We start from the raw sequence: 11,461 nt of genomic DNA on the forward strand, positions 1-11,461 counted from the left end.
ACATGCCGGGGCGCCCTCTCGCCCCGGCTGACTCAGTGGCGCTCCCTGAGCGCGCGCCGGTACTGTCCGGGACTGCCACCGGTCCAGCGCTTGAAGGCACGGTTGAAGCTGCTCTGGTCGATAAAACCCAGATTGAATGCAATCTCGTTCAGGCTCATCCCCGACATGCCCAGATAGCGCAGCGCCAGGTCCTGTCGAATCTCATCCTGCAGTTCTTTGAATGATGTGCCCTCCTCGGCCAACTTGCGATGCAGGTTGCGGCCACTCATGTTCAGGCGCTCGGCAATGTGCTCTAGCCCAAGCTTGTCGCTACTGAGCAAGGCGATGATCTCCTTGCGCACTTGCAGGCTGACCTGCTCGTGGCGCATTCGCCCCAGATAATCGCGCAACAACTGCTCGTTCATTCCAGCAATCATGGCGTTGGCCGCCGGCAGCTCCCGATCCAGCACGCCGGAAGCCATCAGCATGACATTCGCCTCGGCGCCAAAGTACACGGGCACGCCGAAAAACTGTTCAAAAGCCTCTAAGCGGTGAGGTACCGGACGGCACAAACGAACCTCGAGCAGCCCTTCGGCAGCACTGGCTCCAAGTAACTCGCGAAAGGTTCTGAACAACACCCCCATGAAGGCATCAACAGGGAAAAATGGCCGCTGTGCCGAACCGGAGCTATCAGAGCCCAGTATCAATGCCACCCCCACAGGGCTCTCGACCACCTCGATTGCCGCGATGGTAGTGACCACCCGCACATAGCGCTGCAGCCGATCGAGCGCCTCTCGCAGGGTGGAGCTGGCCTGCAGCGCAAAGATCAGGGCATTGAGGTGAGTCGGATAGAGATTGGCAGCGACCTGAAGACCAAAAGAGTCATCGCCGGTCCGTTCGACACAAAGCCGCCAGAGCTTCCACATGTTGACCACGGCAACTCGCAGCTCTGGATCACGAATCACCCTGGGATCGATACCGGCCTCCAGCATCAGCGGCACCGCCTCGATGCCATACCCCTGCAGCGCTCGCTGAATAGCCAGCGCCCAGGTGGCAATGGTCGTATGGGCTAGTTCGTGGGGCGGACTGCTCATCCGAATTCCTGTCTGAAATTGTCAAAAACGCGGCTGTGCGCGCCAAGAAACAAGGGACTTACGCGGCCTATCTTAAGCCCCCCGGCAAGCGGGGCAACCGTTTGCACTCACAACAACAAAAACAGTTTCCGAGGCATACCATGCACCAATTACGCAGAGGCCATGGCGCCCTTGTGTTTACACTGCTGGCCGTCAACAGCACGCTCTGCCACGCCGCTACCTTCGAACTCGACAACGGCATCAGCGGCCGCTGGGACACCAGCCTGTCAACTGGCATGAGCATCAGCACCAGCGATCCAGACAGGAATCTCCTGCCCACTGTCTATGACGGACGCGCCGCCGGCATCAACGGTAACGACGGGCGCATGAACTTCAAAGCCGGAGACACCATATCAAGGGTGGTCAAAGGTACCACCGAACTGGCGCTTAGCCGGGACAACCTCGGGCTGCAGATCAGCGGCAAATTCTGGCACGACGACCTGCTGGAAAACGGCGACGCCCGCTTCAAGGACTTCGACGACTCGGGCTTCGATTCGCTGGCCAAGTTTTCCGGCGCCGAACTGATGGATGCCTACGTCTGGGGCGAATTCCAGCTCAATGACCGGCCGCTGGATCTCCGTCTCGGTCAGCAGGTCCTGAGCTGGGGGGAAAGCACCTTCATCCAGGGCGGCCTCAATGTGATCAACCCGATCGACGCCAACGCCCTAACCACGCCCGGGGTCGAGATCAAGGAAGCGCTGATTCCGGTCAACCTGTTCAATCTGTCGCTTGGCATCAGCGAGAATCTCTCGACCAGCGCCTTTTACCAACTGGAATGGCGCGCCACGGTACAGCCAGGTTGCGGCACCTTCTTCGCCCAGTCGGATGCCAGTCAGCCAGGCTGCGGCCCACTGTATGCCGTTTCAGGTCGAACGGAAGCGCAACAGGAGAACATGCAGCTGGTCAATCCGCTGCTGCCGGCCGGGGCCAACATGGTTATTCCGCGAATCAGCGACGATACCCCCGCAGATGCCGGGCAGTGGGGGGTGCGCCTGGACTACTTCGCCGAAGAGCTGAACAGCACCGAGCTTGCCTTCTACGTGATGAACTATCACAGCCGGCTGCCCTATACCAATGCGATCACCGCCGACTATTCCAAGCGTCCGGGCAGCGGCTTCTTCCTACCCGGAGTTACCAACAACCCGCTCTATGGTGGCAGCAACGCCAAGCCGCTGGCCCAGGCGCCGCTCTACCAGATGGCCTTCCCCGAAGACATCCGGCTGTACGGCATCAGTTTCAACACCTCAGGACCCTGGGGTATCTCTATGTCCGGCGAGCTGAGCCACAGGCCCAACCAGCCGATCGCCATCAACGGTCAGGACTTTCTCTACGCCAGCGGCTTTCTCGACACCGAGTCACCCATCGTCGACGAACTGTTTGGCCTGGACATTCAAGCCCCGGGAAGCGGCCCTATTCTGGCCAAAGCCGCCGGCCTCTATGGGACACAGGTGCAGGGCTATCGGCGCAAACCGGTTAGCCAGCTGCAACTGACGGCCATGCAAACTTTCAGCGACATCTGGGGCGCAGATAACCTGCTGTTGATTGCCGAAGTCGGCACCGTGCACGTGGCGGATCTGGAGCCGGTCGAGACCCTGGCCTATGGCCGCGACGCCGTCTACGGTTCCGGCGTAGAAGGTGCCGCCATTGCCTGCAAGAACCCGGCGTTGAAGCAGGACTACTGCCAACGGGAGGGATATACCACGCCCTGGTCCTGGGGCTATGCAGCCCGAGCCAACCTGACCTACAACGACCTGCTGCCGGGCACCGTGGTCACCCCATCGTTGGCCTGGCGTTATGACGTCGAAGGTTATGCCCCCTCTCCGGCTCCGCAATTCGTCGAAGGCCGCCAGGCCGTCACACTGGCCGTGAACTTCGACTATCTGGAGCGCTACAACGCCGCCGTCAGTTACACCGACTTCTTCGGTGGCGACTTCAATCCGCAGACCGACCGCGACTTCATCTCATTCACCCTTGGCGCCAAGTTCTGAGGACTTATCCATGCTTAATAGCCCAATCTCCCGCCACACACTCCTGGCACTAAGCCTGATGATCAGCATGCCCGCTTTCTGTGCCGTCTCGGCCGAACAGGCGGCACAGCTAGACCAGCAACTAACGCCCATGGGCGCCGAACGTGCTGGCAATACCGACGGCAGCATCCCCGCCTGGGACGGCGGATACAAGCCATCGACCTCAGGCGGAGCGCTGGTCGATCCCTATGCCGCCGAGCAACCGCTACAGCGCATCGACTCCGGCAACATGGCGCAATTCGCCCAGTGGCTGAGCCCAGGCACGCAAGCCATGCTCCGTCAGTACCCGCAGAGCTTCCATCTGCAACTGTATCCCTCGCACCGCAGCGCGGCCTATCCCGAGTCCATCCTGAAACAGAGCCGGCAAAACGCCACCCGGATCAGACTGAACGCCAGTGGTAGTGGCCTGGAGGGTGGCTACACCAGCGGCGTGCCGTTCCCCGTCCCCCTGCGTGCCGAAGAGGTTATCTGGAACCATGTCACCCGCTACCGTGGCGGGGCGGTCAAGCGCGAGGTTCACCGCATGCCGGTGCAAACCAGCGGTGCCTATCAGGCCAGCCTCATCCGCCAGACACAGGTCTTTGCCAGCAATGTCCGGGACAACACGCCAGACAGCAATCTGCTCTTCTATTTCATCGGCCAGACCCTGGCTCCGGCGCGCCAGGCCGGCAACATCGCCCTGATTCACGAGCCCCTGGATCAGGTACAAACCCCACGCCAGGCCTGGGCTTACAACGCCGGACAGCGGCGTGTCCGGCGAGCCCCTACACTGGCCTACGACTCACCACAGAACAGCTCGGATGGCCTGGCCACATCGGACAACATGGATATGTACAACGGTGCGTTCGATCGCTACGACTGGACCCTCAAAGGCAAGCGCGAACTGTTGATTCCTTACAACAACTACCGACTGCACGACAAAGGGCTGAAGTACGCACAAATCATCCAGCCTGCGCATTTGAATAGCGACTACGTGCGCTATGAGCGGCATCGGGTCTGGGAGGTAGAGGGAAAGCTCAAAGCAGGCCAGCGCCACATTTACGACAAGCGCACGTTTTTCATTGATGAGGACACCTGGCAGATTGCCCTAGCGGACCATTACGACGCCCGTGGTGAGCTATGGCGAGTATCGGCAGCCTACCAGTTGAACTTCTACAACGACCTGGTGCCCTGGATGACCGCCGAGGCTATTCATGATCTGCAGTCTCGCCGTTATCTGGTCAGCGGCCTGAGTAATGAGACCCCGAGCGAGGCCAGCTTCGGCCATGAGGCTCTGCGCCAAGACTTCAAGCCAGATGCCTTGCGCCGCTTGGGCGGGAAGAACTGAAGGATCGGTCTTCGGCGAGTCAGCCACCGGCGTCGGACGACGATCTGCTGCAGGTTGACCGCCTTGCCATGCCCTTCCCTAACGGGCCAACCAAGCATCTTGGCGCTGGCGCACGGTGGTATCGTGGGCCAGAAGCACCTCGATAAAGCATTGCGCAGCAAGTGATAGGCGTCTGCCGCGCAGATGAGCAATCCCGAAACGCCCGCGCAGGCCAGGGTCAAGGCTGCGTAAAGCCTGTAAGTCGCCGCGCCGCAGTTCGTCTTCCACCATAAACCAAGGCAATATTGCCAGCGCCTCACAGCCCTGTAGGAGCTGTTTGATAATGGCCGAGCTATCGCAGGTGATGGCCAGCTTCCACTGCTCACGCCAGGTGTTCTGTAAGGCTCTAGGTAGGCGCTTGAGCAGCTGCTCACGAATATCCTCGGGAAGGTTGGGTCCGGCCAGTGGATACTTCAACAGCATCTCCAGACTAGGCTCGGGGTGCTCAAGCAAGGGATGACCGGCGCGGCACATCGGCAGCGTGTGGTGCTCACCAAGGGCCTGTATCGTATAGCTGGGGTCGTCCTCGATCTCGTGCAAGTCGGCCACCAGCAGATCTATTTCCCGGCGTTGCAAACGCGCGGGCAGTTCTTGCCAGGGTGCCAACACCACCTCCAAATGCACGCCGGGGTGCGCGCGGTTCAAAATGGCCAGCACCGGGGCGACAAGCGCGGCGCCGGCAAACGGACCTACTCCCACACGCAACTCACCTTGCTCCAGGCCGCGCGCCAATTGTAGGTCACGCTGCAAGTCCTGGGCGTGCAGCAGCAGTTGCCGGGCATGCTGCAATAACAGTTCGCCCATCGTTGTGGGGGTCACTTCGCGGTGGCTGCGATCAAACAGCTGCTCGCCAACCTGAGCTTCCAGCGCTTGCAGGCTGCGGGTCAGCGCCGGCTGGGAGAGGTGCAGCGCCTCTGCGGCGCGGGCAAAGTTGCCATGTTCGACCAGGGCCAAGGCATGACGCAGGTGACGGAACTCTATATTCATGTCTTTTGCTCATCAATTAAATGATTTGATTGCATTGGACGCATAGTAGATCGCACGCCATGCTCTGACCAGACACTCTCTGGAGAACGCCGATGAACCTGCCCTATCGCTGGATGCTAACCAGCACCTTGTTGCTACTCAGTGCATGCAGCGACGGCCCTGCGCCCAGTCACAGCGCCGCCACGCCACGCACGCAAGCTGCCCAGGCCGAGGTGGCGCAGAGCTATGACCTGAGCCATGTCGAGGGCCTAGCCCAGGCACGCCGCGGCCTAATTGCCACGCCTCAGGGCCAGGTGCGCGATGCCGAAGGCGAAGTGATCTGGGACTTCGATAGCTTTGCGTTTATCCAAGGTGAGGCCCCCACTACCGTCAACCCCAGCCTGTGGCGGCAAGCGCTGCTGAATAACCAGGTTGGGCTGTTCAAAGTCAGCGACAAAATCTATCAGCTACGCGGCTTCGACCTAGCCAACATGACGCTGATCGAAGGCGACAGCGGCTGGATTGTCATCGACCCGCTAACCAGCCGGGAAACCGCCGCCTTCGCTATGGACTTCGTTGCACAACATCTGGGCTCACGCCCGGTGAGCGCGATGATCTTCAGCCACAGCCATGTCGATCACTTTGGCGGTGCTCTCGGCGTGATCAGCGCCGAAGACGCCAAGGTGCGTCAGCTACCGGTGATTGCCCCGGCTGGGTTTATGGAAGAGGCCACCAGCGAAAACCTGATGATGGGCATCGCCATGGCCCGCCGTGCCACCTTCATGTACGGCAAGCGCCTACCGCGCAGCGCCGAGGGCCTGGTAGACAACGGCCTGGGCAAGGCGGTTGCCTTCGGGCACATGGGCATTCTGCCGCCCACCCAACTGATCGACGGCCGCGAACAGACGCTGGACGTGGATGGAGTGCGCTTCGTCTTCTACAACGTACCCGAGAGTGAAGCCCCGGCGGAAATGACCTTCAGCCTGCCGGAGCTGAACGCCTTTGGCGGCGCCGAGCTACTCTCGCAAACCCTGCACAACCTGTACACCCTACGCGGCGCCAAGGTACGCGATGCCTTGCAGTGGGCCAACTACATCGACGCCAGCCGCGCGCAAGCCGCTGGCGCCGAGGTGCTGTTCAACCAGCACCACTGGCCAGTGTGGGGGCAGGACAACATCCAGACCTTCCTCACCACCCAGCGTGATGCCTACCGCTACCTGCACGATCAAACTGTTCGCCTGATGAATGCCGGCCTCACCGCGCCGGAGATCGCCGAGCAACTGCACCTGCCGCCCAGCCTCGACCGCCATCTGAACGTGCACGACTACTACGGAACCCTCAAGCACAACGTGCGCGGCATCTATCAGTTCTACCTAGGCTGGTTCGACGCCAACCCGGCCAACCTCGACCCACTGCCGCCGGTGGCCGCCGCCGCCAAGTACGTGGCCCTGGCCGGCGGCCGTGAGCCGCTGCTGGCAGCCGCCGAGCAAGCCTATGCCGAGGGCGATTACCGCTGGGCCGCGGAGCTGGGCAAACATCTGCTCTATGCCGATCCGGACAACCAGGGCGCCCGCGATCTGCAGGCACGCAGCTTCGAGCAACTGGGCTATCAGGCCGAGTCGGGGCCCTGGCGCAACTTCTACCTGAGTGGCACCTATGAGCTGCGCCACGGCCTGCCGGAAGAGGGTTTCACTCCGGTAATGATGCTCGATATGCTCAAACACACCGCTCCCGAGCGCTTCCTGGACGTGATGGCCACCAAGCTCAATGGCACGGCGGCAGCCGACAGCGCGCTGCGTATCAACCTCAACTTCACCGACAGCGGCGCGCGCTATCACTTGTGGATCGAGAACGCCGTGCTGCATCACCGCCGTATGAATGAAGGCGAAGTCGCCGAGGCCGACGCCAGCCTCAACCTGAGTAAGGACTTCTTCTTGCAGATAATCAGTGGGCAAGCCGGCGCCGCAGCCCTGCTCAGCTCCGATCAGGTGTCGATCGACGGCAACCCCCTGGCCCTTGGGCGCTTCTTCAGCCTACTGGATCAGCCAGACGGACGCTTCCCCATTGTCACGCGGTAGTAATTGGACTATGCCAACCAATTGCGCCGAGATAAAGTGGCGGGCTTGGCCGTACCCGCAAACAGGTCCAGCTATCGTAGAGCCCTCGATAGTTAGACTTAAGCCCCATGTTGCTGTGAGTGGAGCTGGCCGTTTTCACTCTGACTGGCTGCACAGGTGTTTTGAATCATCTTGGATAGGATGCTTCGGGCCGGAAGTAGCACCTAGCTAACGGCTGCTTTTGGCCGATAGCTGCCCGCCAGTAGTCGCAGTTGTGGCCTGGGTGTATCCTAAGGTTACTTGCTCCGAGACTTTGTTGGCATCCGCCTCCCCTTGGAGACACATGAAAAAGCCCGCCTTATGGCGGGCTTTTTGTTTGGCACTTAGTGGCCGTAATCCCCCGCTTGCGACAAGCAGATATTGGCCGGAAGAATGTTTGCCAAACGCGACCGTACTTAGTGGTGCAAACGCCTAGCCGCTAGCCCGTTACTCCATGCTTCGCCCAGTCTTTGTACTGGGCTTTTTGTCCTCAGCCTTATCGACCCACTTTGTTGCTCAGCCGTAATACAACAAGTGAATCGCATCGAGTTCTTTATGCAAATGAGCCCGGGGCTAATCAGGTGAAGAGCCGTTCCCAGCTTCGCTGCACGAGCTGCCTGCATGGATCAGGAGCGCCGCCAAAACAGCGTGTGGAGACTTGCGACAGGTTCGATTGATAGGTTATCGGGTAGCCGTCCTGATTCAGCAAAACACCTTGAGCCCCAATCAGCAGCGCATGCCCCGCTACTACGTCGTGCGCTCCAACAGGAACCAACGACATACCCGCAATAGCTTCCCCGGCAGCAGTAAGCGCGAGCCTGTAGGCAATGCTCGGCATGGGGACAAATCCAGCTGGGGCACACAGTTCTGTGTTGAGCTCTGGTCTTGTTTTGGCCGCGGTGCTAACTAGTACTTCAGATCCAGCAGTTAGAGCTTGGTCGCGGAGGCAGGGCTGAATAGGTTGACCATTCCTTATTAGGCCGGTCAGTCCAGCTTCCCAGGCAATGCAGTCAGGGCCTCGATCAGTCACAGGGGCATAGACTACCCCGAGAACTGGTTGCGAGTTGCGTAGCAGGCCCACGGAAATAGCCGACCCACGTTTACCCTTCAGGAAGTCGGCGGTTCCGTCATTTGGATCGACTACCCAGCAAAACTCGGCACCAGTGAGCCGGCTGCCCGTCTCTTCCCCCCAGAAGTCGCAGCTGATCAGTTCAAGGAGGTCCTTTCGGACAGCTCGTTCTATCTCGATGTCGACATCTGCTTTATCGCCAGAGCCTCGGGGGCCATCTGGCCGTTCCCACTCAGCCGCCAGGATCCGCCCTGAAGCGCGCACAGATTTGATTACCTGGGATAAGTATTTCAATACCCGCCTCTATAGGATGGTCGATTGCTACCAGCAGAATACTCCCGGAGCTTGCTTCGTGTAGACGAGTTGCCAGGTCACCAGTCCAAATCCGTAGAACACTCATTGCCTGAGGACTATGCTGTCATTCGACCCGCAGATGAAATTGCAGTCCCTATTAGCGCTTTGCTGCTTGGTCGGTAGGGCCCAGCATCGACGGCGATACAGGGCTTACAAACACTACCTGGATCTGTGACGCATCTGCAGTCCGTGCCCGCTCATCTTCAAAAAGAACTCTGCCATCGCGGAGGCGATAGACCAAGCTGGATCTGCCCTCAAGGCCAACCTTGGCGATCTCGATTAGCTCGTCCATCTGCCAATTGCCTGTTCCATTTAAATGCCCAGGGCTGACCAACAGGACACGTTCGATCTGGAGTTGGTGCTCTGTGCTGTCCGCAAGCTCGATCAAATCAGTTAAGTCGTAAACATAGAACGTTGTGGAGCGATGCTCGGCGCCATCGAACTCGATTAATGCAACGTGAAACCACGGATAGGTCGTGGGGTACTCAACGTAACGCCAGGAGTGTCCTCCCCGGACTAGCGCGCCCATGGGGACTTCGGCGTGATCGAAAGTAAGGAACATGAACTTATCCGGCAAATTGTCTCCTGCAGATTGTAGCTCTAAAGAATACAAAATTGCTTCATCGTTCCTTTTGCGGAGTCGGCAAATGGAACTGAAAAAGGCTTTCGGATTGGCGCTACGGCAATTCCGAAACTCGAAGGGTCTGACCCAGGAGGATTTTTCACGTCTCAGCAGTCGGACTTATATGAGCACGCTTGAGAGAGGCCAGAAGATGCCCAAGCTCGATAAGGTCGACGATCTCTCCCGGATGATCGGCATTCACCCCGTGACACTTCTTGCGGGGTGTTACCTCAACCTTGAAAACGAGCTAACCATGGATGAGCTGCTTGATAGAGTCCGTGATGAGCTGCAACAAACCCTGTTGGTGGCTCCAGCCGGGGCGCCACCTAATGCGTGAAAATGCGCCCGGAATTTAACCTTTCCTGCTGCACATCGGTTGCTCAGGTCTAGGCAGTTCTGGCCTCGGCAGGCCTGAAGAAAAAAGACCACCATAGCACTAACAAAAAGTTAAGTTTTGAGAGCAAATTCGACCTTGAATCGGTAAAACCTAACTAAAAATCCCACTCAAACGCAGAACCCAAAGAAATCGAGGAGCTGAATAGCTTGGAGGCCAATGAAAATGCGGATTTACCCCAGCAACGAAAACATGACTAAAAACTAATGAGGCAGATGGGTGTATTGAGCCATGGAAAAACCTAGCGTCAGAGACGAAAAAAAGTGCGCGAAACAGATGAAGGGAGCCATAGCCCCCAGGAAAGGGCCAAAGCTACCGCAATGCGCCTTGTTGGGCAAACCGCCGACGAACAGAGCTGGCACTTTGCCACGTTTGCAGGCATGCTAGCCGCCCTTCGGGCGTCGGCTTATAGTGCGCATCCGGAGTAGCCGCCAGGGACCGTGGCGCTTGCAAGCCAGCAGCTCTAAACCTGCCATCCAGCCATCCCGCAGGATCATCGCTTGACCAATCTCTCTCAGCCGACACCCCTGCGCACGCCATCCAGCGCATCCGGCTCTCCTTTACGAGGCTCCTTGAAAGGCGCGTTGGCTCTGCTGGTGTTGCTGCTGCTCGGTCTGCTGCTTTGGCAACTGGTCGACCAATACCGTCACACCCAGGCCGACCAATACCAGCACAGCCTCAATGCCAGCGCCGAACTGGCTGACCACATGGCGCTGAACATGTCGTTCAAAGCGCAAGTGGCACAGAATATTGTCCAGCCTTACCGTTCGTCGCCAAGTCCTGCGCAGCTACCCGTGGTGTTCGACCAGGTAAAGGCACAGATACCTGCGTTGCACAGCCTGGCATGGCTCGATGCCAGCGGCAAAGTGCTCGCCGACAGCCTCGCGGGTACACCCGACCTTAGCGCGTTGGATGAACTCCTGCGCCTGAGCCAGGGCCGCAGCTTTTACTTCAGCAACTCCGCCGACAATCGGCAGGTCTACCTGTTGCTGCGCCAGCCGGGCGATGAGTCGGGCTACTGGCTGCTGCGCCTGACGTCAGCGTACTACAGCGAACTGACGCCGGCCCAGGGCCGCCCCAGCCACCCCTTGTGGCTCCTGGAAAACAGCCGCAGCGGTGAGGTGATCAACCGCCACCCGCCTATCCCGGGCAGTGATGAGCCGCTGCACAGCGTGATGCTCGCCTTTCTCGACAACAGCACCTGGCAACTGCGCGGCCTGTTCGATGCAGGGCTGGCGCGCGAACAACTGTTGCCGGCACTGATCGGCAAATGCCTGCTTGGCTTGTTCTGCGCCCTGCTGCCTTTGCTGGCGTTGATCAACATGCGCCGTCGGCACCGCATGCTGCAGGAGAGCCGTCGGCGCTATCACGATATTTTCGAAGGTGCTGGCGTTGCCTTGTGCGTGCTCGACCTGTCCGGCCTGAGCGCACAGCTGGAGCGCCATCGCCTGCGCA

The 11,461-nt window shown here is 59.4% G+C and carries 8 protein-coding genes and 1 pseudogene; 5 read left to right on the top strand and 4 right to left on the bottom strand.

Translation table 11 applies throughout. From position 1 onward, the window contains the following. Positions 1–32: 32 nt before the first annotated feature. Positions 33–1,073 (bottom strand): AraC family transcriptional regulator, encoded by a 1,041-nt coding sequence (locus ACVWSC_RS25325; RefSeq protein WP_003302555.1) that lies wholly within the window; start codon positions 1,071–1,073, stop codon positions 33–35. A 173-nt stretch (positions 1,074–1,246) separates the two neighbouring features. Between ACVWSC_RS25325 and ACVWSC_RS25330 the strand changes: the two genes are divergently transcribed. After that, on the top strand, positions 1,247–3,100 hold the full coding sequence (locus ACVWSC_RS25330) for a DUF1302 domain-containing protein (RefSeq protein ID WP_003302556.1): 1,854 nt from the start codon (positions 1,247–1,249) through the stop codon (positions 3,098–3,100). 10 nt (positions 3,101–3,110) lie between these two features. After that, entirely contained in the window at positions 3,111–4,466 is a 1,356-nt protein-coding gene (locus ACVWSC_RS25335; protein ID WP_036999587.1) for a DUF1329 domain-containing protein, read from the top strand. Between the two features lie 78 nt (positions 4,467–4,544). Here the strand turns inward: ACVWSC_RS25335 and ACVWSC_RS25340 are convergent, their stop codons facing one another. Then, on the bottom strand, positions 4,545–5,492 hold the full coding sequence (locus ACVWSC_RS25340; protein ID WP_003302559.1) for a LysR family transcriptional regulator: 948 nt from the start codon (positions 5,490–5,492) through the stop codon (positions 4,545–4,547). Between the two features lie 92 nt (positions 5,493–5,584). Here ACVWSC_RS25340 and ACVWSC_RS25345 point away from each other — a divergent pair, with 92 nt between their 5' ends. After that, the gene (locus ACVWSC_RS25345) at positions 5,585–7,549 is read left to right on the top strand and encodes an alkyl/aryl-sulfatase (protein WP_003302560.1); all 1,965 of its coding nucleotides are present in this window, start codon (positions 5,585–5,587) and stop codon (positions 7,547–7,549) included. A 595-nt stretch (positions 7,550–8,144) separates the two neighbouring features. On the opposite strand, the gene ACVWSC_RS25350 is transcribed toward ACVWSC_RS25345, so the two are convergent. Next, positions 8,145–8,900: an inositol monophosphatase family protein gene (locus ACVWSC_RS25350; RefSeq protein WP_313450970.1), complete on the bottom strand. Its 756-nt coding sequence runs from the start codon at positions 8,898–8,900 to the stop codon at positions 8,145–8,147. A 187-nt stretch (positions 8,901–9,087) separates the two neighbouring features. Further along, entirely contained in the window at positions 9,088–9,552 is a 465-nt protein-coding gene (locus ACVWSC_RS25355; RefSeq protein ID WP_125850681.1) for a hypothetical protein, read from the bottom strand. An 85-nt stretch (positions 9,553–9,637) separates the two neighbouring features. Between ACVWSC_RS25355 and ACVWSC_RS25360 the strand changes: the two genes are divergently transcribed. Continuing rightward, positions 9,638–9,949, top strand: coding sequence for a helix-turn-helix domain-containing protein (locus tag ACVWSC_RS25360; RefSeq protein WP_024014395.1), 312 nt, complete (start codon positions 9,638–9,640; stop codon positions 9,947–9,949). Between the two features lie 557 nt (positions 9,950–10,506). Beyond that, positions 10,507–11,434 (top strand): annotated as a pseudogene (locus ACVWSC_RS25365) (PDC sensor domain-containing protein); the annotation flags it as partial. Positions 11,435–11,461: the final 27 nt, after the last annotated feature.

This window comes from Pseudomonas sp. NUPR-002 (assembly GCF_056322725.1).